The following is a 22,039-nucleotide window of genomic DNA, read 5'->3' on the forward strand; positions in this document are numbered from 1 at the left end:
AAGCGTTGTTTTGTGGGGAGAGAATGAAAATGAGGAGACTTTTATCCATATTGGCAGCCGCCTGCCTGCTGTGCTGCCCGCTTTCCGGCTGCAGCTCGGTACCGTCTGATGATGACAGGGCTGGGGCTGACATGCGCCTGTCACCGGTCAGCCTGACGGAAGAAGAAACCGAACTGCTTTGGCTCGCGGGTGTGGATGTACCGAGCAGCGCCTCATTCACCCTGTATGACTACCAGACGGACGGAAACCTGCACGCGATCTTTTTCTCACGTTACCTGTTAAACGATGCGCTCGAATGGGAAAAGGACGATTCTTTCTCCCCGGGCGCCTTTGACGAAACGCCGCTTGATGCCGCGGGGCGTCTCTCCCTGACCCTAGGGGAGGACGGCGCCTACACGTTTTATGTCCGCGCGGAGGGCGGGCTTGGCTACAGCCATCCGGCGCCCCAGCTTCCGGAGGGCCTGCCCGGATCCGCCGCAGTCGGCGCAAGCAGTCAGACAGAACCGCTTACCATCACTTACGGCCAGGAAATCCCTCTGCTCATCCGCACGATACGGGACGATGACTCGCTGGCGCTGTTTGCGCTGGGCGAGACGCTGGAGAACGATCCCGAGCAGCTTGAGCGGTTCCGCAGCGCTGCCTTTACCGAAGCCTACACCGTTACGTTTTTCGACCAGATCCCACAGATATGACAAAAGCCGTCCGCAGGTGCGGACGGCTTTTTCTTTACCGGTCAACGACCGGTATTTCGGCTTCGTCTTTTTCATCCAGATGGTTCAGGTAATGCCTGGTCTCTCGCGCAATCACGCCAGACAGCAGCAATACCGCAATCAGGTTGGGTACCGCCATAAGCGCGTTCAGAATGTTCGCTACCGTCCAAGCAAGGTCGAGGGAAAGCACCGGCCCGATCACGATGACCAAGATGAACGCCAGCTTATAGGGCAGCATGCCCTTGGCCCCAAACAGGTATTCACAGCAGCGCTCGCCGTAATACGACCAGCCCAGAATCGTGGAATAGGCAAATGTGATGATGCCAACCACCAGAATCAGCGGCCCAAGCACCGGAATCTGGGAAAACGCCGCCGTTGTCATCTGGCCGCCATCCGCAAACTGGTCCATGTTGATGCCCGGGTTTTTCATCACGGTCGTTACCAGCACCAGGCCGGTCATCAGACACACCACCACCGTGTCCCAAAACGTGCCAGTTGAGGAAACCAGCGCCTGCCGCACCGGATTGCGCGTCTGTGCGGCCGAGGCGACCAGAGGCGCGGAGCCCATGCCGGATTCGTTGGAGAACAGTCCGCGCGCCACGCCGTACTGCATCGCCAGGCGGATGCCTCCGCCGGTCAGTCCGCCGGCCACGGCGCCGGGCTGGAACGCCAGCGTAAAGATCGCCTGCAGCGCTGGCAGGATAAAATCCCAGTTGATGCACAGGATAACAACGCAGCCCACCACATAGAACGCGGCCATAAGTGGAACCAGCCTTTCACACACGACCGCGATCGATTTGATGCCGCCGATGATGACCACCGCCGTGATTGCCGCGAATACGATACCAATGGCCAGCGGCGGGATGTAGATCGGGCTGTTGCCCTGAATGATCTCGGAAATTGCGTTGATCTGCGTGCCGCAGCCGATGCCGAATGAGGCCAGCATGGCAAACGCGGCGAACACCACGCCCAGCCACTTCATATGCAGGCCGCGCTCCAGCGCATACATGGCGCCACCCTGCATCCGTCCATCCTTTGTCTGCACACGGTATTTGACGGCAATCAGGCTTTCCGCGTATTTGGTCGCAATGCCAAACACACCGGTCAGCCAGCACCACAGCACCGCGCCCGGCCCGCCGAGGAATACCGCCGTCCCCACGCCCACGATATTGCCCGTGCCGATGGTCGAGGCCAGCGCGGTCGTCAGCGCCTGGAATTGGCTCACGTCACCCGGCGAATCCGGATCCTTCGTCAGCGACAGACGGATGCCGGTCAATGTCTTGCGTTGGATAAAGCCTGTGCGCACCGTCATGAACAGATGTGTGCCAAGCAGCAGGACGATCATGGGCAGCCCCCAGATCCAATTGTCTATCGCCGACACAAGGTTAGAAAATTTCTCCACAGCCGATCCCCTTTTTCACTTCCACGAAGCCACGTACGCACGGAATCGTGCAGCCCCGCAGTATGCTTTGTATTATATCGCATTTTTTACGAATTGGCAAGAATCCCCGCGCAGCCTTTCTCCTGTAAGCTGCCGGGCGACGAGGAAAGCGGTTCATAAATTTTGTTCTGTTTTTTGAAAAAAACAATTGACACCCCCACCGAATTATGGTATCCTATTTAGGCAGTCGAAACTGCGTTGTATCCCTCGGGGGTGCCACAAGTTAATAATTTGCGCCAGTAGCTCAGCTGGATAGAGTGTTTGGCTACGAACCAAAAGGTCGGGGGTTCGAATCCCTTCTGGCGTACCACTTTTTCTTGTGGAAAACAAGCGGTTTCTTCGGAAATCGCTTGTTTTTTAACTTTTTAGAAGCTTACAAATTTGGGTGCCAGCATAAAACCGCCTCTATCCTGTTAGCAGTTTGTTAGCAAAGGTGTTTGGCTACCCTTTTGATGGATACTTCCTTTCGTTCATTTTCTCCTTGCCTGCGGGCGAACTGCTAACAGATTGCTAACATCGCTTTTTTGTGCACGCTCTGCAAGCAGTGCTTCCAGCAACTTTTTCTTCATTTCAGGATCTTCATCGAGAATCTGCATTAACTGATCCTGACGCTCATTTTCTGTATGGTCACCATAAAACTCTTGCGCAATTTTTTCGGCCAAAGCCCGCCGGCGATTGTCCTGAGTAAGCGCATAAGTATTAAGCGATACTATTGCAGAGGCATGTCCCATATCGCCCTGTACCAATTTTACATCACCGCCGCTTTCAAGCAGCTTATAGGTCGCGCTGGAATGCCGGAGTTCATGAAAGATCAAAGGCGGCAGATCCAGTTCACTTCGCTTCTGCCAAAGTTTGAACTATTTCTCGCACAGCTTCGGTTCCACTGTGAAACCGTCCTCCAATGCAAACACTAAATTGATATCGTAGTATTCCTCTCCGGCAAAAGCTCGCTGCTTTGCAGCCATTGCCTTGCGCAGCATAAGCTCCCGCCGGAGGGCCGGCGTCAGGTAAATGATACGGTTGCTGTTTGCAGTTTTCGGAAGCTTGAGTACAAGCGTGGAATTGGTGTTCGCGATTTTACTGGGGAAAATGTGGATAATGTCATCCTGCGGTATAAATTGCAGCGATTCTCTGCTTACACGTTGAAGTGTGCGGTGGACATGAATCAGATTTTTGTCAAAATCAATATCGTCCCATGTCAGACCAACTGTTTCGCCGATCCGGAGCGAGCAAATGAACGCAAGGTGTACCGCAAGATGAAGCTGCGGATTTTCAATGCCATCAAGTGCCTGCTTTACCATTTCCGCTGTCCAGATGTGGCGCTCAGTTTTTGCTTTTTTAGGTGCATCGCAGGTGACCGGATTTTCTTCAATGATTTTCCAATCCACTGCTTTGTCAAAAGCGGTTTTGAGCAGCGTATGGATGTGCCGCAAGGTAGTTGCCGAAAGACAAGGAATCCTGCCCTTGTCTTCGGCGTGTCCCTTTGCGCCGCCACATTTTTTCGTTCGCAGAGTGTTGTAAAGCATTTCAACATGTATCGGCTGTAGTTTCTGTACAGGTATCCGTCCGATTTCCGGAATAATATGATTGCGGAGCAAAGCCAGGAGAGATGCACAATGCTGCATGACCATTTCGATTTGTCATACAAGCTCGCCCATGACATCAGGCATTCCTCTACCGTTTGATCCGATGGTGTCAGGAATGTATTACGGACCTTTTGATACTCGATTTTCTTCCTGAATTTTTCTGCATCTTCTTTTCGGCCAAAGGCTTCCCACTTTTGGCGCCTTTTCCCATCTGCGTCATAATAATCATAAATGACAGCATATTTGTTGCCTCTTTTTTAACGTTGCCATGATTGCCTCCACAGAATAGGCAGGTCAGAAACATGATGAAAACCAGCGGTCAAACGACTCTTTATGGATCCGGACCGTTCGGCCGACGTGCAGCACGCGGAAGTCGCTGGTGCGGCTGCATAGCTGATATGCGCTCCGCTTGCTAATCGCAAGGATCTTCGCCATTTCCGGTACGGAATAGGTTTTCTTCTCTACGTCCTGTTCCTGCAATATGTTTTCTTCCATATGTGTCCCTCCTGTAGACAGCGCCCGATGCACCGCCCTTACCGTAACACGCCTCCTTTAAGCAGAATTTTGATACGTTGGCAGGTCTATTATAACAATAAGGGCAGTAAATGCAAAGACGCTCGGTTCGGGGTTCAAAATTTATACTTAATTTTAATACGATTTTTTTAAATAAGTGATGGTATTACCGAATGGTTATGATTACTATGTTTGTCCCCGGTGCAGCTAACGCTGGAGTGGGAATTCACGCCCTATTTTGACCACTGCGGCCAGCACCCTAAGTTGAAGAGATTACAAAAGGCTCAGGGTCGTCTATCTTGGTAATCGAAAAGAAGTGCATAACTTAATTAGCACATAGGGTTGGAGGTTGTTCCAACTGTATGTCTTTTCTAATTATTTATTTTACGCTTATGCCTGGAGGGACACGCTCATTGAAAGCAACCTGAGAAATAAAAAAGTGTAGTCGCGCAAAAAGATGCACGTCGAGAATGCTCGCCTCCACTTTTTGAAGTTTACAACGCATGGCTTAGTAATTCGAAAAAGTATACTTTTTTAGAACAAAAAAACTATGCTACAAAAAACACCAAATCCATTGAATAGTTGGAGTTTGGTGATGTTATTTCCATATTTACATACTTTTGAACCTATTTTTAAAATTCATACATTACTATACCGTGCCCTATCTCAAACGTCTGTCTTTTTATATGCTAACCTATCCGTTCCGCATGGCGACAGTCCTCATCCTCATAAAAAGTAGCCCTGCCCTTTCCTGCGGCTTTAGAGCAGTACAGTGCTTTATCAGCACGTCGATATAGCTCTTTGAATGATATTCCCGGCTGTACACACAGAGCTACCCCTATAGAAGCGCTCACAGTTATTGTTTTTCCATCACGGTCATAGGTGTGCCTCAGCCGGTGCATAAGGCGGTTACAAAAATGGATGACCCCCTCACTGCTTACATTTTGCAGAAAAATCGCAAACTCGTCTCCACCAAACCTTGCTACTACGTCATCGTTCCGGCAAGTGTGCCGCAGAATATCAGCCGTCTGCATGAGCAACAGGTCTCCCTGCGTGTGGCCAAATGTGTCGTTTACACTTTTGAAATTATCGAGATCCAGCATCAAAAATGCGCCTGAACAGCATCCATCCTCCAAAAACAGGTTTATGCGTTTTTCAAAAAAGCGGCGGTTATGTATACCCGTCAGCATATCCGTATTACTCTGTGCTTTCAGTTGTTCCATAGCCGACTGGGTGTACACTTCCTGCTTCTTGCTGGTGCTAATATCTCTGAATGCCAATATAATGTTTTCGTTGTCCGATATGGCATCTCTGCATATTATCAATTCAAACCATGCGCCTTCTTTACCGGATTTCATGCAGCACTCTTTGCTGTATAATTTCCCCTTTGTTTGCGAACTATCAGCAAGTTTATATGATGCTATATTTTCTTTGATCTCCTCAGCAGTTTCAGCTCCAAATACCTCCGCCATTTCTGAAATAAATTTTTCCACTGTTAGCATATGATGCTCGCTGATATTACAATGTAATGCGCTGCGTATCGGCAGCACATCACGGCTGATATAGTTGACTACATATATTCCCTGATAAAGAATGCCGAATGTCTGGATAATATTTTGGTATAGCCGTGAAAAGTAGGAATTCCTCTCGTCACTGGTTATTTTCTTTGTTATATCATGGCAGTATCCGTATATCCTGTTCCCCGAATGCATACTGTCCCTTCTTGCACCAACGCGAACGTATATCAGCCCTTTTTCAGGGCTGACCCACGGATAAACAACCTCCACCTCTTCCCCTGCCATTGCCCGCTGCATCTCCTGATGTACAAGCTCGGTGTGTGTCATAAATATCCGGTTTGACCACTCCTCATAACATGCCCTGGGTGGGATTGTGCTGTCCACACTGAGAATTTTCTGCATGATATGGTCTGCATACATCACATATGTCCCGTCCTCCAGCAGTTCTATTGTCCAGATGCCGATTTGCATTTCGCTTTGCACATCCAGCAGATAGCTGTTTTCCGCAAAGTATCTATTCATTTAGCCTGTCACCCTCTTTACTGTGTTTTAACTTTATTTATGATACGCTTGCAAGATTGCTGTAAAGTCTGCGCAAGTCCCCTTCAATATCCAGAAAGCATCGGAGCAGTTGGGGGTTAAACGCACCGCACTGCCCGCTTATGATCATCTTGACCGCTTCGTCAAAGCTGTAAGGATTTTTATAGCATCGCTTGCTTACCAGAGCATCATACACATCCGCAAGCGCTACAGTCTGTGCGCCGGTAGAAATTTCGTCACCCATCAGCCTGTCTGGGTAGCCTTTCCCATCCCATCTCTCATGGTGGTGCAACGCAACATCATACGCATAAGCATAAAACGCCTGATCGCGCAACGGGGTAATGCTGGAGAGCAGATCCGCGCCCTTGCTTGTATGCGTCTTCATAATTTCAAATTCTTCCTCTGTCAACCGGCCGGGCTTGGTCAAAATATGATCCGGTATGGCAATCTTCCCCACATCATGTGTGATCGCCGCCATACCGATAAGGTCGATTTCCTTATTCTCTAACCCTTCCCCAAACGCGGTATGACGCAGGAGATGTGTTGTGATGGCGCGCAGCCGTCGGACATGCCCTCCGGACTCATCATGCTTAAACTCAATCACCGTGGAAAGCGTTTCTATCATTCCGACTCCGTATTCATACAGCTGTTCCGCCTGAGCCATCAGCGCTTGCCTCTGTTCAGCAATAATATCATTCAGGTTATTTCGCGAATGGAACAGCTCGATAACGGATTTCACACGTCTTTCCACAACGTATGGAATTACAGGTTTGGGGATAATGTCCATGGCTCCAAGCTCATATGCCTCCCGCAGGACTTCATCCTTATGCTCTCCTGTGATCAGAAATACCGGAAGCTGGTCCAGCACTCCCATCTGTCCCATAATGCGAAGCACCTGAATGCCATCGGCTCTCGGCATCACAATATCCAAAATCACAGCGGCAAGTCTTTCCGCTGCGTTCTTGAGCATGTCGAGACCAGATAGACCATCGTCTGCTTCCAACACACGGTAATCTTTTACAAAAATGCTCTTCAGGCTTGCCCTGCTTACTATCGAATCATCCACAATTAATATAGTATCACGTGGGGAATCACATTTTTCTATCAATTTTTTCATAGGAGATATTCCCTTCTGTACAGTAACTGCTTCAGCTTCAAGGCCGGTTCGTTCAACCACTTTTATATATAAATCGGCAAATCCTTTTATAATTTTACAGCTTTGCATATTAATATTATATTAAATTCCCCCAATCATATCCTGAAGTCTCATACCTCAAACCTGAAGAGGTCTGCTTTCAGGCGGCATGCAGGCGGTACAGTCTTGCCATCCTTGTCGATCAGTCGTCTGCAAGCGCGTTGTCCTCCTTGACTACCTTGCCCGAAGGGGTAGTCGCCCGGCCGGTGAAGCTGTAGCCTGTCACAGGATCGGTGATTCTCTGCATCAGGTATTGGTTTTTGGTATCCCATGTCACATTCTGCGTGGACTGCATCGTACCCTCTCCGACGCCAGCATCGTCCAAGGTTATCGTTCGGCCGCGATGCTCACTGTATCACCCGAAGCGTACACCCTGCCTTGGGACAGCGCCACATCGAGCGGTATCCTTTTTAAAAGTGAGGTATCATTATTGTATTGTAGCAAACCGAAGGTGGTAGGTAGCGGTCGGTTTTCCTGTTCCGTCTTTTTATGAGAGACCGTGGTTGCCATCAGGCTTCTTCCTTTCCATTTTTATACTTCAACATACTTTTGTGCGCAACTGCTAACATGAACTGTGCGCACTGTAAGGCTCTGCTTGCAAACATTGCACAGAAAAGCAGAAACCCCCAGACCTTTCCGCTCGTAACCGTCGTCTTAAAGCACTCTTTGCGTAGAATACGCGTGTGCTCAACGGCTACAAGCCAAAAGGTCGAGGGTTCGAATTCCTTATGGCGTGCCAGATTAAGTCATTGTTTCAATTGAAATAGCGTTGCCTGCTTTTTATCGGATTAAGAATGTCATTAGTGTATCAGCTGCATCCGCGCTTTGGATACGGTTGCTTTCCTGTCATTGGTTACCTACCTGTCTCCTTTCGCAGCAGAGGCCCCGTTCCCGGTTAGCAGGGAACGGGGCCTCTTTTTATCCAGCGCATTCCGTCCAGACAAAAGAAACCGGAAAGAGCGCCACCTGCCCCCTATATCAGGTGCGCAGCCCGCGTTTTCCCTCTGCCCATCCAGCCAGCATAATACACAAGTTGACTGCCATGCCGATGAACAGGGGATCAAACGGCACCCTGCATACTACCTCGCCCAGCAGTACGCATAACGGTCCTGCAACGATAGACAGCTCCGCATACCGCGCCTTGATCCGGCCGGGCAGAAAGAGAGCGCCGCACAGTGGCAGAAAGATCACCGCGCCCCGCAGGCCCATCGACATAAAGCTCCACTGCAGGATGACCGATTGCAGATCGCCTATGGTAAACAATACCGCCAGCAGCAGCGCGGCAATTATTGCAACGCGATCCGCCCATAGCCGCTGCCGGTCCGTACTGTCAGGCACAATGCGCGCATACAGGTTATTCGTTACGATGCTACTGATGCCCAGTGTCAGGCCAGCGCCACAGCCAATAATTGCGACCAGAAGCACCGCAAGGAATACCCCTGCCCAAAATCCAGGGAAGTAAAGCAGGATAAACTCCGGAAAAGTCTGCGCTGCGTCCATTGAAGGGAACGCGGTTTTCATGTACATGCCAATCAGCACACCACCAAGCCCGATAGGCGGGATGAGCACCGCACTGGCCAATGCACCTTGAACCGCGGTGCGGTCGCTTTTGGCGGACAGCACGCTTTGCGCATACGTCTGTGTAGAAAGCACCCCCAGCACAAGCGACAGCGCTGCGCCGCCATCTGTTCCAAGACCGCGGGCAAACAGGTTGAAATACTGCCCGGCCGGCAGCGCTTCATACAATGCGTACAATCCTCCGCTTTCACGGAAAACCAGTCCCACACATATAATCGCACAAATGTATAGCATCACTGTTTTGATCAGCCCAATTGTGCCAGCGCCTCGCATGCCTCCAAAGAATACATAGCAGATCATCAGGCCGGCGGACAGTAGCGCAGTAACGAAAGGAGGGCAGGCGACCACAGCGGACAGGAGCGCCATTGCCGACAACAGCTGAGCGACTATATTCAGGAAAATACCGATAGCCCCAAGCACGGATGACAGGAAGCCAGCGCGCGGCCCGTATTCGCTCTGAATCATTTGCTGTAGTGTCAGGTAGCCGTTTTTCCGCATAGGCCGCGCAAAAAACAGTGCCAAGAACAGGCAGCCAATCCCACCGCCCAAGCTGAACCAGATCGCCGAAAAGCCGTATTCAAACGCCAGCTGCGAGGTTGCGACCGTTGATGAACCGCCCACCAGCGTGCCGATCACTGCGCCTGCGACCATCGCGGCGGTAGATTTACCGCCGCCAATTGCAAAATCGCGGGCGCTTGTGACCTTCCGTCCAGCCCGAACACCTATCACTGCAATCAATCCCAGCGTCAGCAGCGCGCCAAGCCAGTGCATCGTCCCCATTGCATTTCACTCCTTTATCAGAAAGAGCCCTGCCAAACGGCAAGGCCCTTTCGCTGCGTTTCATTTCTGCTCCTTGTTCTCTCTTGCTTCCTCAAGGTTGCGTTTGAGGTCTTCTTCGGCTTCCTTTTTATCTGCCGCCATGGAAAGCGCCTCTTCCTTTCCGCAGTACATGCCGATCAGGCCCAGCCCCACCGAAACGCTGGCAACCTTAATAACCAGAGGGAACCATTGGGCTTTTACCGCTATGGCAATCGCCGCGCCCGTATCGCCCCCAATAATCAGTGCAACAACAAACCCGACAAATCCAGCCGCACCAGCAAAGATGGACACATACGCCCCCCAGCCGAAAACCTGATATAAAAAGCCGGAAACCTTTTTCATATCCATCCCTCCTTACACCATTCCGAATAGAGGTACTATGCCAATCAGGAACACTACGCTGAGCAGATAATGCAACACGCACCATATCACACAGTTTTGTGTTGTCTGCTTCATTTCAGAACCTGAAATACCCATTGCCGTATACATGCACAGCGCCAGCGGTGGCGTCATCCCTTCCATCGCACCGCAGATGACCGGCAGCATTCCGGCTACAAGGAACGGATTGGCACCGGCGGCGGCCATGACTGATACAATCGCCGTGCCAAATATCGCCACTTGTGAGGAGCCGGGCAATATCATGCCAAGGATCGCGGTAAACAGTGGCAGGATAAATGCAAGTGGCACCAGGCCAAAGCCCCAGCTCGATATCAGATTACCGATATTCTCGCCAACATGTATGGATTCAAACAGGTTACTGATACAGTAAGCAAAGAAAATGGTAGCCGAAACCGGCACGATGGACTTTGTTCCCTTTGCCAGAAGCCCTGCTATCTGACGCGGCCCGACTTTCATGCTTTTGCGGATAATGAACAGAGCGTAGACCGCTGCGATGCCAGGCGTAAACAGCAGCACGCAGCTTGACAACGCCGATGCTCCCTCTGCCGTCAGGCGAGAGGTGAAAAATGTACTCTTGAGCTGCGCATCCAGAAAGAACGGCAGCAGGATGACCACTGGGATAAGTAGCGACCGCCACCCCTTACGCACAGCCTCCCCGAAGCGCGGAACCTCGCTGGCCGGCAGAGCCTCAATGTGGTGATAGCGGCAGAACACAAAGATCGTTACTGCGCGCTGCAGGATGAACCACAGACATATCCCCCACATCAACATCCAGAACTGTGACATGGTATAGGTGTCCTCACCGTATAACGTCGCCAGAACGCCGAATGAAGCGACAATGATGCCGGAGGGCGGAATCATATTCCCCATCGTACTGGAAGCCATGCAGATATTGGAGGCCAGGTAATCTGGGAAGCCGCTGCGCTTCATCGCGGGAATCGTAAAAACGCCGGTCGCAGCAACATTCCCTGCGGCGCTTCCGGACAGCGCGCCCATAAAGCTGGACACCAAAAGCGCTACATAGCCCGTACCGCCCTTGATTCGCCCAAAGATGGATAAAACGACCTCGATACAGGAATCAATGACCTTTGTCCCCGTAAATATCTGCGCCACGACCATAAATGCGACGATCGCGTAAAACAGTGTATTCGTGGACGTTGCATAAACATGGTCCCAGATATGGCCCCATTGTCCGGTCATAGCAACCATTACAATATACCCGGCCAGCATCCCTTCATAAATCGGGCGTTTGAGCACAATGAAAAAGATGCAGATTGTAATCAGCAGGACAACCAGATAGATCAGTTCAACAGGCATAATCCCCCTCCTTTAAGACTCTGGTCGTTTCTTCGGCTTCCGACGGTTGCTCACGTTGAACTATAGCTGTCAGTCTTCAACAGGTATCTCTACGTCAAGCAGAGGCGGGTACTGCTGGCAGCCGAACACATCGCCTTCACCGAAGGAGCCGGACGGCTTCAGGCGGTTGATTGTAAATTTAATGGCATAGCCCGGATCGAACTCAACAAAGTCCGCAATGCGGCTCTCGGGTATGCCGTACAGCTCGGCAACAAACTGGCGGTTGAGCACGCCGCTTTTTTTGACCATTTCATAGTTGGCCGGATCGCGGAAAATGATATCAAACGTAATTCTGTCGGTACCCGCATTTTTGCTGCGGATCGTCTTTGCCAGATCAACAAGTCTCATGGTTTTCATGTTTTCTCCTCCTCATTCGCCGATTTCAATCATGGAAACTGGGAACAGCTCGAGCGGATCGTCCACCTCAACAGTGTGGTCCATGGTCCAGGTATACGCATCCGATATCTTGGTTACTTCATCCAGAATAAAGGCTGCCGTGCCAGCCGTACCCTTAACCTCGGGCAGGCGGGCGTAGAAAATCTGCCGCATGCCGATCAGCGTAACCTCCTCAGCCAGCTTATCATCGTCGGCCACGCCTTCTACAACGACCAGCAGCTCGTGTGATTTGGTTTCCTTGATCGGTTCCAGGTCGCCCATGACGCCGTTCTTGCCAAAAATACGGTAGCTCAGTTCGTATTTATCGTTCGGATGACGTTCCGCGACCTGTGAACGTGCCCAGTCGATCACCTTGTCGATATTTTGAATGGTATAAGGATCACGAATACCCGCAAGACCCATATACCGCTTGCCCACAAAGCCGGAGCCCTCCAGCTTGACCTTGATACGGCCATCAATGGGGATAAATTTGGGGTTGGTGATACGGCAGGTCTTTTCGTCAAACTGCTCGTATTTGCACTCGCTCATATCCAAGCAGCCGCCTGCAACATATTCATAATATGGATTCGTGCGTTCATACATTGCATGGCCCGCTACTGAAGCGATCGTACAGCGCTGGAACGGCGCCATAGCCGTAACCTTAACGTCATCCTTGGTAATTGTTCCGATAACCGATTCTTTCGCGCCGTAGGGCTCGCAGCAGAAGGAAGCGCATTCCAGCACCTTGCCGGTGTAATATGCGATGTTTTCCGGGAAGCCTTCATAAATCGCGGCCGAGGCAAATACGCAGGCGTCACTTGTGCGGCCTCCGATGATTACATCCGCGCCCATTTCCAGCGCCTTGATGAACGGATGTACACCGGCAACAGCAACGATGCGAGTCGTAGCGTCAAGCTCCTCGATCGTCAGATCGCTCCTGCTGTTCAGGCCCTCTATCTTTTCACCTGCCAGCATTTTGCGGCGCAGGTACTCCTTATCAACCTCGGAATAGAAATACGCGAGCTTAAATTTCTTGAGCCCATGTTTTTTGGCCATATCCCGAATCATATCTACATACATATCAACGCGGCTGTTCGTACCCGTATCGCCCGCTGAACCTATGATCATCGGTACGCCCTGCTCACGCGCGGCCAAAAGCATCAGTTCCAAGTCATGGTACTGCCAGTCGGGGTGGCTGGCGCACTTATCCATACCCAGCGGCACTGGGCCGATATCATCGCTGCCGGAATCGCAGCAATAATAATCCGGATGCGTTGCCGCACCGATATAGAAGCTCCCCTCTTTTGTCGGTGCAAAGCCAAGATGTCCATTCGGAGAGATGATTCGCAGCGTTTCCTTTCCCATGATGATCCTCCTAACAAAAATTAAAATCAGTATAACTTGCTATTACAAGTTATACTGATTTTAAGATAAATCTCTTAGGAAGTCAATATATTTTATGGCTATTTTAATCAATTCATCCCCAATTTTCTCCGTATATTTTTGTGCATTATATCCATTTTCATGACAATCCAAAGCAATAATCAAAAATTGTTATGACAAGTTGCCGAACTGTATGAGCAGCAACCGTTCCAGTTCCCACTCAACCGCACCTGCTCATACCTGACGTTGCAAATGGAAGGAATAAATATCCGAACGGTAATAGCCCAGCTTATACTCCAATGGATGATTTTCATGAGAGGAATACAGTGATCGCAAAACAATCAACGCTTTTCCGTGCGGCAACGAAAGTATCTTTTCCAGCCCCGCATCTGCATTAACCGCTCCTAATGTCTGCTCTACATCCTTTAATCTAATTCCAAGCCTTGCGTACAGGTCGAATGTTGAGAATGCCTGTCCGGCAGCCTCTGCCTGCCTTGCAGCTTCCCACATCCGTTCGCCCAACGCTGTCGGGAAAAAAGATCGATAGTAAACGACTGGTGTCTGCGCCGCATACCCAACCAGATCCAGCGCAGCGCAAGCACTGCCAAGGCGTTCCCGCGCTGCGGCATCGCCTGCCTCCGCTTGGAAGCCGCGCACCCTGGTATAGCCCGTCAACCCTTTTAGCTGGAGCACGCGGCTAAAACTGATGATGCGGTTCAGCTCATGGCTGATATCCGGTGCCTTAACAAAGGTGCCTTTACCATGCACCGCAAACGCCAGGTTTTGCTGAATCAACAGGTTCAAAGCCTGTCGCACGGTGATCCGGCTGACTCCATACTGCTTACACAGGCTGTTCTCCGAGGGAAGCTTATCACCCGGCTTATATTCTCCCTGATAGATCGCATCCGAGAGGCAATTGGCAAGCTGCACATACAATGCAACAACAGAATCATGAACAAGCATTAGTTTTTCCTCTATCTTTTTTATTGCAGTCCAGCCGTTTTCCTGATCAACTGGTCTGTACTTCCATTATAGGTATTTGGAAAAACCAGGTCAAGGGCTGCGACACGGAAAACAGCAGGCCATTCTTCATTCATTTTCAACATTTCACAAACGGCAGAGCGGCGTCTTAATCCACTGTATTTTCTTGATTCGATATGATATATTGTGGTATTATCCTATTACCTGTGCTTTTATGCTCTGAAGGGCGCGTTTCTGGGCCCGTAAATAGACGGCACCGTACACCCTCTCATTCCCCATTTTTTCAACTCCTCCCACACACATTATTATACTCCTATGATTTCTTCCACTTTAATCCAAAAAACCTTGAAGGAGAACAATATTATGGCTTTCAATACTCACATACCATTACATTTCGAGCTGGTAAACAAGGAAAACCGGAAAGAGATTGAAGCTCTGACGGTTTTTTCAGAACAAGCCAGCTTTATTGAGAGCGTAAAGGACTGTTTGCAGGAAGCAGACGAATTGGAGCTATGGCGGCCTGTCGGTATTTACGATGGCAACACACTGGTTGGCTTTTCCATGTACGGTTATTTTCCGGAACCAGCTCCCGGCCAACTATGGCTGGACCGGCTGCTTATTGACAGAAAATACCAGGGGAAAGGATACGGAAAGCAGGCAGTGCTTGCCCTGCTTTCCAAACTGTACATGGAGTATTCGAGCAATACCGTATACCTCAGTGTATATGAGAATAACCGTCACGCGATCCAGCTTTATCAGCAGCTTGGCTTCCGTTTCAACGGGGAATATGATGCCAAAGGCGAAAGAATTATGGTTTATTCTTATGAAAAAAGATAAACCGCTGCACGGAGAAGCACCGAACTGCGCGGCTCTGCCGCAGTTCGGTGCTTTCTTTTGCAATGATAGTTTTCTTTATTAATACCATATTCCGTCTATAGCGAAAATCCTCTTGAATTCTGTACTCGGCATGGCTGATGCGATTTGGGCCATGATCATGTAAAGCGGGATAGAATTATATGTGCAGTCAGCCCCGTAACATCCCCGTCCTCCATAAAACCAGCCCCAATCCGTTTACCGTCGTCAAACAGGAGCGCCACAGTAGTCAAGTACAGGGCTCTCCATCCCAGCGGACAAACGGCGTACCTTGGTGAAACATGGGGGTTGGATACATCGTACAGCCAGACGTTGCTCACTCCCTTTTCACACAGCTTGCCTGCCAGCGCCTGCGCTCTCCCAGCTTAGGCTGTAATTCTTGAAATTTCAGAGGAATATGGTAAAATCAAGGGATAGAAAGTGAGGGATTTGGTATGCAGATCCAACAGCTGACCTATTTCGTAACCGTCGCGGAGCAGGGCAGCATCAACAAGGCGGCAGAAAGGCTGTTTGTCACCCAGCCTAATCTGAGCAAGGCGATCAGCAATCTTGAGAGCGAACTCAATGTACATATTTTCGACCGTACGAATAAAGGCGTCGTTCTGACCGATGACGGTAAAAAGCTTTATCAGTATGCACGCACCATCCTGAGTCAGATGGAACTGATCCAAGGGCTTTCCTCCAAGGAGCGGCCGCGTCTTCTTTCAATTGCCTCTTATCCAATCATTACCATGGGGCGGCTGATCAGTAAATTCTACAACAATCATAAGCAGGAGGAAATCGCGCTGAAGCTGGTGGAGCAGCGCATGCAGCAGGTAATTGAAAGCGTAGAAAGCGGTGAGGCGGAGATCGGGTTTGTAATGAGCAACAATGTGCAGGTCAAGGAACTCAAGCACATGCTCCACTTCAAAAACCTGGTATTTAATCCCCTGGGGGAGGATACCTGGTATGCCAATGTTGGCCCCAATAGCCCGTTATATGGACGGGATGAGGTCACAATGGCAGAACTGCTGCATTTCCCCATCGTGCGGCTGCCGGATGATTACTTTTCCAACCTTACCTTTTATTTGCAAATCGACGGTATCCGGCTGACCGAGCATAAAAAGGTCGTTTATGTTAATGACAGCGCAGCCATCCTTGCGCTGCTCAGCAAGACCGATATTTTCCGGTTTGGGCCAGGGCTGAGCGCGCCGGATTTTGCAGCATACGATATCCAAAGCATCCCCATACGCAACTGTGACGTAAGGATCAACGTCGGCTGGGTGCAGCGTAAACGGGAGCTTCTCAGCCCGGAGGCTCGGGATTTTGTCCGCCTGCTGGAAGGGTTATATCCGTTGGGAACTATTGAAAATTGAAAAGATAGTTATAACCAGCTATGAAAAATAATTATAGCCGAGTTATAACTATTTTTAATGAGAAGCATTTTAACAGAATCCTTTCGTCAAAACAGAAAAATACAGGCACTGTGTTTGTACACAGTGCCTTTTTATTATTCGAATTGCATAATTTTATTCCGGCTTTTTATATTTTCTTATCATGATGTTGTATTTATAACTGCATTATAACTATTTCGACTTGGACAAACAAAAAATCTGCATGCTATTCTTTTACCAGGCAAAGAAAGGGGGGGTCCTATGACACCGGTTTTGGCACTTACCATTCTGCTGTGCATCTATGCCGCTGGCGAGCTGATCGCGCAGAAGACCAGAGCAGTGTTTTCGACAGTATTAAGCATTGCAATCCTGCTGCTCCTCAGTTTTTGGAGCGGCATCCTGCCGCAGACTATCATCGAGGATGCACAGGTTACCGGATTCGGCAATATTATCGCAGGTCTGCTGATCGTATCCCTCGGCACGACGATCGACTTCCCCGAGCTGCGGCGGCAGTGGAAGGTCGTTGTCATCTCGCTCCTCTGTGTAAGCGGTGCGGTAGCTGCAATTATCGGGATCGGCATACCGCTTGTCGGGCGCAACATGGCAATTTCCAGCGCGCCGATTTTCGCCGGAGGTAGCGCGGCAACACTGATCATGACGACCGCACTGGATGAAAAGGGGCTGACTGCGGCCAGCACACTCTGCATCGCGCTTTATGTAACACAAAAATTTATCGGCATCCCCATCGCCTCATTTTTGCTTCGGCGCACCGCCAGGCAGTTCCGCGAGAACCAAGCGCTGGTTGCTGAATACAGCGGACCTACACAGGAGTGCCGTGGCACCAAAGCAAGCGGCCCGCTGCAACTTCCTCAGGCGTTCGCCCGCCCATCCGTATATCTGTCAAAGCTGGGCCTAGTTGCACTGGCGGCGCACTATGCGTCCGACCTGACCGGCGGCACTGTTCATTACTTTGTCATGTGCCTGGTCATGGGCGTGATATTCTTCGCACTGGGCTTTCTGGAAAAGGGTATTTTAGCAAAGACGCAGGCAGACAGCCTGATTACATTTTTTGTCACCATCCTGATATTTTCCAACCTGGCGGCAGTCACGCCGCAGCAGGTAATATCGGTTTTTCCATCTCTGGTACTCTGCGCTACGTGCGGTGTGGCAGGCACCGTGCTGACCGGTTTCATCTGCGCGAGGCTGATGCACATTCCCTTTGGGCTTGCTGTAGCCTACGGCATCAGCTGTACGTTCGGTTTCCCGACCACGATGCTCATCCCCGGGAGGTTTCCGAGGCCTTTGGGCGGACCGAGGAGGAAAAAGCCGCTATTCTCAACTATCTGTTACCTAAAATGCTGACAGCGGGCTTTGTCACCGTTACGATCGCCTCCGTCCTGCTTGCGGGCGTGGCGGTGCAGCTGTTGTGAGTATATAAGATGAAGAAAAAGGAGGAGTAAAGTATGGAACAAGCCTTTGACCAGATCCGCCGCTATATCGACAAACACCGAAAGCCGATGCTCTCCCTATGGGAAGAACTGGTCAACACGGAAAGCGGCTCACGGCAGTTGGAGGGCGTGGAAGCAGTATGCAATATCCTGCGCCGCGAACTGGAGGGGGCAGGCGTAAAAACGCGCACGATTCCCATGGACAATGCGGGCAGCGTTCTGGTTGGCGAATGGGATAACGGAAGCACCAAAGCGCCGCTTCTGTTTATCGGGCATATGGATACCGTATTTAAGGAAGGCGCAGTAAAGGAGAATCCGTTCCGTGTTGATGAGGAGAACTTTGCACATGGCCCCGGCGTCGTGGATATGAAAGCTGGGCTGGTGATTGCAGTCTATGCAATCAAAGCCCTGGCAGAGCTCGGCTTTCATGAGCGTCCAATTAAGTGCGTCTTTGCCGGCGATGAGGAAAACCTGCATATGTTTTCAAACGCTAAGGCGGTTATGGAGGCAGAAGCAAGCGGCGCTCTGGCAGCATTCAATTTTGAAACAGGCTATCTGGACAACCACTTTGTCGTCGGACGCAACGGCGGTGGCCCCGCCCAAATTACGGTGCATGGCGTAGCCGCTCACTCCGGCCTGGCGCCGGAGAAGGGAAGGTCCGCTATTTTGGAGGCGGCACATAAGATCGCCGCCATAGAAGCGCTCAACGATATCCCACGCGGAAAGCTGATCAACTGCGGCAAGGTATCCGGCGGTATTGGCGAAAATACCATTCCGGACACATGTACGATCAACCTTGGGATCCGCTTCCCAACTTCCGAGATCAAAGGTGAGATCCTCACCGCCCTCCAGAGCATTGTGGAGCACCATACCGTGCCCAACACATATGCCGAACTGGATACCAGCCGCCTGATGAACTGCATGGATACGACGGATGGTGTTATGGCCTTGTTCGGACATGTGAAAAAAACCGCAGCGGATTGCGGCTTTGGAGACGTGGACTGTTTCCGTGTCGGCAGCCTTTCAGATTCCGGCATTACTGTCGCCTGTGGAGTACCCACAGTATGCGGCATGGGGGCGCGCGGCGAAAAAAGCCATACACCAGAGGAGCGTGCCGAAGTGGAATCCCTGTTCCAGCGCTGTATGCTTGCCGCCTGCGCGGCCTACACATTACAGGATGATTTCAGGGATAAAGGAAAGGAGGTAAACAAATGAACGAAAAAGAGAAAAATGAGGCGCAGAAAGAAAAAATCGGTATTGGCGCGTGGATTTCACTGGTCATCCTGATTCTTGTGCTGTCTGGTGCCTTTCGCACGGTGGACGGCCCTCTCAAGGTGCTAGACTTTACCAACCTCTCCGGCGCGTTTGGCACGATCGGGGAAACGGGTGCCAATCTGATCGGTTCGGGCGGCACCGGCGCGAAGGACGGCTTCATGGCCGGCTTTAACCTGATCCCAGCAGTTATGTTTTTTTGCGGCTTGCTTGGCGTATTTGAGCAGCTCGGCGCTTTCAAGGCGTCTGACATTGTGTTCCGTCCGCTGCTTCGTCCGCTGATGGGTATTCCGGGCAAATGCGGCATCGCCTTTATCTCCAGCTTCACCGGCTCGGACGTTGCAGCTGTTATGACCCGTGAGCTGTATGAGGAAGGCGACATTACCGATGACGAACGGACGGTTTTTGTCGCCTATCAATACGCCGGCTCTGCGTGTATCAATAACACGATTACTGGCGGTGCGCCGCTTGTAGCGATCTGCCCGGTTGCGCTCGGTCCCTGTATTGTAATTATGGTCGTGTGTAAGCTGATCGGTGCGAATATCGTCCGGTTGATCCTTCGCATGAAGGGCAAAAAGCATAAGGAGGGCAAACTATGAATGCAGAAGTAAAAATAGCAGCAGCCCCTCAGCAGGCAGCCCCCGAAAAAGCCAAAAAGCCTTCGGTCGTCGATACATTCCTGAAAGGATGTGCCAAGGGCTTCAAGGTCGGTATTGAAAACATCACCCCCGCAATGATTCTCGGATATGTTCTGGTTTACATACTGCAGGAAACCGGACTCATGGACCTTCTCGGCACGGTTATGAGTCCAGTGATGGGGCTGTTCGGCCTGCCGGGTGAGGCGTTCGCAGTTTTGATCTCGGCATTTTTCGCCAAGGCATCCGGCTGTGCAACCGCGGCATCCATGTATCAGGCTGGAACCCTGACGCTTGGTCAGGCCTCCATGATGCTGCCTGCCTGTATCCTGATGGGTACGCTGATTGGCCACTATGCGCGTATCGTTTTGGTGACCGGCGCGAACAAAAAATGGCATCCCCTGCTGATCGGCATCTGCCTGCTCGATGCAGCCATCAGCCTGATTATCATGCGCATCATCCTTTCGATGATGGGCGTACAGTAAATGCGGAAAGGAGCGATAACCATGCTTTCCAAGCTGTCCCGCCGGCGCGGTCTGCAATTGGAAGCCCTTGGCAGCGTATTGATCTCTACCGTCATGCTGGCCGACCGCTTTCTGTTTACTCTGCGGGACGGGTTCGTCTTATCTGCAGCGATCGTCTCCGCATTGTTTTTAACTGCTGGCATACGCGTGGTAAAGCGCGCAGATGAACAGGCACAGAACGGCGATCAAGCGCCGGAATAAGCCTCGCTGCTCCCTTTATTTGCCCCACCTCCCGAGAGAGCCCCCCTGAGGAAGAAATTCCTCAGGGGGGCTCTTTTATCCATATTTATCCCATAGGCATTGCATGGGATGGCTGATCTTCACGGGTTCTGCCCCTGGCCCTCATCTTATTATGATGATATCCATGCTATTTCAGTCTTCTGGCATTTCCCAATGAAAGCACGCGTAGTACGGCGCCGCTTTCCGTTTCAGATAATCCGCGTCATCCTTTTTGCCCCAATCATAGAGCCCCTGTCCGGCACTTCGGCCGGTTTTTCCCGCTGCAATCCCATCCAGTACAATCTGCTGGATAGCCCGCGTACCGCACAGGTCGGGGTATACGCTTTTGGCAATATCGCACTCCAGGTTAAAACCTACATCATCAAAGTATTCCAACAGGCCGATCGATGCGTACCGCATACCAACTGCATATTTGATTGCCTTATCCACGTCCTCGACCGAAACCACGCCCTGCTCGACCAGATAAAGCGACTCGCGGAACAGCGCTTGTGCGAATCGGTTGATGATAAAGCCGGGTACGCTCTTATGCAGCGTCACAACCTCGCGATCCAGCTCTTCCAAAAGCCTGCGGGCGCGCCCAATGGTTTCCGGCGTAGTTTTCGGGCCGCCGACCAGCTCCACCAATGGCAGCATATGCGCCGGCTGGAACGGATGGGTAACCACGAAGCGCTCCGGATGCCTCATTTCCGCCGTCAACAGTTCGGCCGAAATCGCGGATGTCGTAGACGCCATCAGGGTTTCAGGCGAAACGATCTCCTCCACCTCACGATAAATCCCACGCTTTACTTCCAGATTTTCAAACGCAGCCTCAAGCACAAACACGCAATCCCTCAGATCAGCCGGATCGGTCGTCAGGATAAAGCGTTTGCGGATCGCCGCACGGTTCTGCTCCGTCGCAAGCCCCTGCTGCACCAGCTCCTCCAGATTCCCCTCCAGAATTGCGCGGCACCGCTTCAGATCTTCCTCATCCAGCCCGACAATGGTCACCCAGCATCCGTGTCCCGCCATCAGCGTCGCCATCCCCGCGCCAACGCGCCCTGCACCGACCACACCAGTTTTGTAATCCAGCATTTTGTTTGCTCCTTTCCATCGTGTCAAAGACTTTCTGCTTTAATTATATAGCAAGAAGCTTGCCAAGTCAAAATACCTTCTCAAAAAGAAGCGATTCGCACAAAAAAACTGCTGGATTTACATTATTCTGACAAAAACCGTTCCTATCTCATACCTTGTCCCGTCGCCCGTTTCACGGCGCGGGCGCTGTTTCATGAAACAGTGAAACAC

At 51.0% G+C, this 22,039-nt stretch carries 23 protein-coding genes and 1 tRNA gene; 9 read left to right on the forward strand and 15 right to left on the reverse strand.

Going from position 1 to position 22,039, the window contains the following annotated elements; genetic code table 11:
* Positions 1-29 precede the first annotated feature (29 nt).
* A complete protein-coding gene (locus RX717_RS13900) occupies positions 30-692 on the forward strand; it encodes a hypothetical protein (protein WP_159068161.1) in 663 nt (220 codons plus the stop codon).
* A 34-nt stretch (positions 693-726) separates the two neighbouring features.
* Here the strand turns inward: RX717_RS13900 and RX717_RS13905 are convergent, their stop codons facing one another.
* Entirely contained in the window at positions 727-2,112 is a 1,386-nt protein-coding gene (locus RX717_RS13905) for an alanine/glycine:cation symporter family protein (protein ID WP_407923256.1), read from the reverse strand.
* Between the two features lie 272 nt (positions 2,113-2,384).
* On the opposite strand from RX717_RS13905, the gene RX717_RS13910 reads away from it, so the two are divergent.
* Positions 2,385-2,461: transfer RNA gene (locus RX717_RS13910), tRNA-Arg, on the forward strand.
* A 160-nt stretch (positions 2,462-2,621) separates the two neighbouring features.
* On the opposite strand, the gene RX717_RS13915 is transcribed toward RX717_RS13910, so the two are convergent.
* The 13 genes from RX717_RS13915 to RX717_RS13975 form a co-directional block, all read right to left on the reverse strand.
* A complete protein-coding gene (locus RX717_RS13915) occupies positions 2,622-2,966 on the reverse strand; it encodes a tyrosine-type recombinase/integrase (RefSeq protein WP_054327034.1) in 345 nt (114 codons plus the stop codon).
* 42 nt (positions 2,967-3,008) lie between these two features.
* A complete protein-coding gene (locus RX717_RS13920) occupies positions 3,009-3,782 on the reverse strand; it encodes a tyrosine-type recombinase/integrase (protein ID WP_107631578.1) in 774 nt (257 codons plus the stop codon).
* A 249-nt stretch (positions 3,783-4,031) separates the two neighbouring features.
* Positions 4,032-4,232 carry a helix-turn-helix domain-containing protein gene (locus RX717_RS13925; RefSeq protein WP_054327036.1) on the reverse strand — a complete coding sequence of 67 codons (201 nt, stop codon included), beginning with the start codon at positions 4,230-4,232 and terminating at the stop codon, positions 4,032-4,034.
* A 707-nt stretch (positions 4,233-4,939) separates the two neighbouring features.
* Positions 4,940-6,289: a GGDEF domain-containing protein gene (locus RX717_RS13930; RefSeq protein ID WP_107631577.1), complete on the reverse strand. Its 1,350-nt coding sequence runs from the start codon at positions 6,287-6,289 to the stop codon at positions 4,940-4,942.
* 37 nt (positions 6,290-6,326) lie between these two features.
* On the reverse strand, positions 6,327-7,424 hold the full coding sequence (locus tag RX717_RS13935; RefSeq protein WP_107632173.1) for an HD-GYP domain-containing protein: 1,098 nt from the start codon (positions 7,422-7,424) through the stop codon (positions 6,327-6,329).
* Positions 7,425-7,644: 220 nt separating this feature from the next.
* Entirely contained in the window at positions 7,645-7,827 is a 183-nt protein-coding gene (locus RX717_RS13940) for a hypothetical protein (RefSeq protein WP_147573723.1), read from the reverse strand.
* 2 nt (positions 7,828-7,829) lie between these two features.
* Entirely contained in the window at positions 7,830-8,012 is a 183-nt protein-coding gene (locus RX717_RS13945; RefSeq protein WP_054327857.1) for a hypothetical protein, read from the reverse strand.
* Between the two features lie 468 nt (positions 8,013-8,480).
* On the reverse strand, positions 8,481-9,860 hold the full coding sequence (locus RX717_RS13950; RefSeq protein WP_054327855.1) for a sodium:solute symporter family protein: 1,380 nt from the start codon (positions 9,858-9,860) through the stop codon (positions 8,481-8,483).
* A 60-nt stretch (positions 9,861-9,920) separates the two neighbouring features.
* Positions 9,921-10,241, reverse strand: coding sequence for a hypothetical protein (locus tag RX717_RS13955; protein ID WP_054327854.1), 321 nt, complete (start codon positions 10,239-10,241; stop codon positions 9,921-9,923).
* A 12-nt stretch (positions 10,242-10,253) separates the two neighbouring features.
* Entirely contained in the window at positions 10,254-11,615 is a 1,362-nt protein-coding gene (locus RX717_RS13960) for a TRAP transporter large permease subunit (RefSeq protein WP_054327853.1), read from the reverse strand.
* A 69-nt stretch (positions 11,616-11,684) separates the two neighbouring features.
* Positions 11,685-12,011: a DUF4387 domain-containing protein gene (locus RX717_RS13965; protein ID WP_054327852.1), complete on the reverse strand. Its 327-nt coding sequence runs from the start codon at positions 12,009-12,011 to the stop codon at positions 11,685-11,687.
* A 12-nt stretch (positions 12,012-12,023) separates the two neighbouring features.
* The gene (locus tag RX717_RS13970) at positions 12,024-13,394 is read right to left on the reverse strand and encodes an acyclic terpene utilization AtuA family protein (protein ID WP_107631576.1); all 1,371 of its coding nucleotides are present in this window, start codon (positions 13,392-13,394) and stop codon (positions 12,024-12,026) included.
* A gap of 252 nt (positions 13,395-13,646) precedes the next feature.
* Positions 13,647-14,375 carry a GntR family transcriptional regulator gene (locus RX717_RS13975; RefSeq protein ID WP_054327850.1) on the reverse strand — a complete coding sequence of 243 codons (729 nt, stop codon included), beginning with the start codon at positions 14,373-14,375 and terminating at the stop codon, positions 13,647-13,649.
* A 381-nt stretch (positions 14,376-14,756) separates the two neighbouring features.
* On the opposite strand from RX717_RS13975, the gene RX717_RS13980 reads away from it, so the two are divergent.
* The 7 genes from RX717_RS13980 (at position 14,757) to RX717_RS14010 (ending at position 20,719) form a co-directional block, all read left to right on the forward strand.
* Positions 14,757-15,230 carry a GNAT family N-acetyltransferase gene (locus RX717_RS13980; RefSeq protein ID WP_107631575.1) on the forward strand — a complete coding sequence of 158 codons (474 nt, stop codon included), beginning with the start codon at positions 14,757-14,759 and terminating at the stop codon, positions 15,228-15,230.
* A 470-nt stretch (positions 15,231-15,700) separates the two neighbouring features.
* Positions 15,701-16,621: a LysR family transcriptional regulator gene (locus RX717_RS13985; RefSeq protein WP_107631573.1), complete on the forward strand. Its 921-nt coding sequence runs from the start codon at positions 15,701-15,703 to the stop codon at positions 16,619-16,621.
* Positions 16,622-16,900: 279 nt separating this feature from the next.
* The gene (locus tag RX717_RS13990; protein ID WP_316960400.1) at positions 16,901-18,001 is read left to right on the forward strand and encodes a hypothetical protein; all 1,101 of its coding nucleotides are present in this window, start codon (positions 16,901-16,903) and stop codon (positions 17,999-18,001) included.
* A 101-nt stretch (positions 18,002-18,102) separates the two neighbouring features.
* Positions 18,103-19,302 (forward strand): M20/M25/M40 family metallo-hydrolase, encoded by a 1,200-nt coding sequence (locus RX717_RS13995; protein ID WP_107631571.1) that lies wholly within the window; start codon positions 18,103-18,105, stop codon positions 19,300-19,302.
* Positions 19,299-19,958, forward strand: a complete 660-nt coding sequence (locus RX717_RS14000) for a nucleoside recognition domain-containing protein (RefSeq protein WP_107631570.1) — start codon at positions 19,299-19,301, stop codon at positions 19,956-19,958. The genes RX717_RS13995 and RX717_RS14000 overlap by 4 nt, the downstream gene beginning before the upstream one ends.
* Entirely contained in the window at positions 19,955-20,479 is a 525-nt protein-coding gene (locus RX717_RS14005; RefSeq protein ID WP_186950023.1) for a nucleoside recognition domain-containing protein, read from the forward strand. Before RX717_RS14000 ends, RX717_RS14005 begins: the two co-directional genes overlap by 4 nt.
* Positions 20,480-20,500: 21 nt before the next feature.
* On the forward strand, positions 20,501-20,719 hold the full coding sequence (locus tag RX717_RS14010; protein ID WP_054327846.1) for a hypothetical protein: 219 nt from the start codon (positions 20,501-20,503) through the stop codon (positions 20,717-20,719).
* A 171-nt stretch (positions 20,720-20,890) separates the two neighbouring features.
* Here the strand turns inward: RX717_RS14010 and RX717_RS14015 are convergent, their stop codons facing one another.
* Positions 20,891-21,829 carry a 3-hydroxyacyl-CoA dehydrogenase family protein gene (locus tag RX717_RS14015; RefSeq protein ID WP_054327845.1) on the reverse strand — a complete coding sequence of 313 codons (939 nt, stop codon included), beginning with the start codon at positions 21,827-21,829 and terminating at the stop codon, positions 20,891-20,893.
* Positions 21,830-22,039 lie beyond the last annotated feature (210 nt).

This window comes from Intestinibacillus sp. NTUH-41-i26, from assembly GCF_032769475.1.
GTDB classification, from domain to species: Bacteria; Bacillota; Clostridia; order Oscillospirales; family Butyricicoccaceae; genus Agathobaculum; species Agathobaculum ammoniilyticum.

What these genes read in the sequence shown, in the direction of transcription:
- RX717_RS13975 (WP_054327850.1), bottom strand. Translation starts at nt 14,375, where the DNA reads ATGCTTGTTCATGATTCTGTTGTTGCATTGTATGTGCAGCTTGCCAAT.
- RX717_RS13970 (WP_107631576.1), bottom strand. Translation starts at nt 13,394, where the DNA reads ATGGGAAAGGAAACGCTGCGAATCATCTCTCCGAATGGACATCTTGGC.
- RX717_RS14010 (WP_054327846.1), top strand. Translation starts at nt 20,501, where the DNA reads ATGCTTTCCAAGCTGTCCCGCCGGCGCGGTCTGCAATTGGAAGCCCTT.
- RX717_RS13920 (WP_107631578.1), bottom strand. Translation starts at nt 3,782, where the DNA reads ATGGTCATGCAGCATTGTGCATCTCTCCTGGCTTTGCTCCGCAATCAT.
- RX717_RS13985 (WP_107631573.1), top strand. Translation starts at nt 15,701, where the DNA reads ATGCAGATCCAACAGCTGACCTATTTCGTAACCGTCGCGGAGCAGGGC.
- RX717_RS13995 (WP_107631571.1), top strand. Translation starts at nt 18,103, where the DNA reads ATGGAACAAGCCTTTGACCAGATCCGCCGCTATATCGACAAACACCGA.
- RX717_RS14000 (WP_107631570.1), top strand. Translation starts at nt 19,299, where the DNA reads ATGAACGAAAAAGAGAAAAATGAGGCGCAGAAAGAAAAAATCGGTATT.
- RX717_RS13980 (WP_107631575.1), top strand. Translation starts at nt 14,757, where the DNA reads ATGGCTTTCAATACTCACATACCATTACATTTCGAGCTGGTAAACAAG.
- RX717_RS13945 (WP_054327857.1), bottom strand. Translation starts at nt 8,012, where the DNA reads ATGGCAACCACGGTCTCTCATAAAAAGACGGAACAGGAAAACCGACCG.
- RX717_RS13950 (WP_054327855.1), bottom strand. Translation starts at nt 9,860, where the DNA reads ATGGGGACGATGCACTGGCTTGGCGCGCTGCTGACGCTGGGATTGATT.
- RX717_RS13990 (WP_316960400.1), top strand. Translation starts at nt 16,901, where the DNA reads ATGACACCGGTTTTGGCACTTACCATTCTGCTGTGCATCTATGCCGCT.
- RX717_RS14015 (WP_054327845.1), bottom strand. Translation starts at nt 21,829, where the DNA reads ATGCTGGATTACAAAACTGGTGTGGTCGGTGCAGGGCGCGTTGGCGCG.
- RX717_RS13960 (WP_054327853.1), bottom strand. Translation starts at nt 11,615, where the DNA reads ATGCCTGTTGAACTGATCTATCTGGTTGTCCTGCTGATTACAATCTGC.
- RX717_RS13925 (WP_054327036.1), bottom strand. Translation starts at nt 4,232, where the DNA reads ATGGAAGAAAACATATTGCAGGAACAGGACGTAGAGAAGAAAACCTAT.
- RX717_RS13955 (WP_054327854.1), bottom strand. Translation starts at nt 10,241, where the DNA reads ATGAAAAAGGTTTCCGGCTTTTTATATCAGGTTTTCGGCTGGGGGGCG.
- RX717_RS13965 (WP_054327852.1), bottom strand. Translation starts at nt 12,011, where the DNA reads ATGAAAACCATGAGACTTGTTGATCTGGCAAAGACGATCCGCAGCAAA.
- RX717_RS13930 (WP_107631577.1), bottom strand. Translation starts at nt 6,289, where the DNA reads ATGAATAGATACTTTGCGGAAAACAGCTATCTGCTGGATGTGCAAAGC.
- RX717_RS13900 (WP_159068161.1), top strand. Translation starts at nt 30, where the DNA reads ATGAGGAGACTTTTATCCATATTGGCAGCCGCCTGCCTGCTGTGCTGC.
- RX717_RS14005 (WP_186950023.1), top strand. Translation starts at nt 19,955, where the DNA reads ATGAATGCAGAAGTAAAAATAGCAGCAGCCCCTCAGCAGGCAGCCCCC.
- RX717_RS13935 (WP_107632173.1), bottom strand. Translation starts at nt 7,424, where the DNA reads ATGAAAAAATTGATAGAAAAATGTGATTCCCCACGTGATACTATATTA.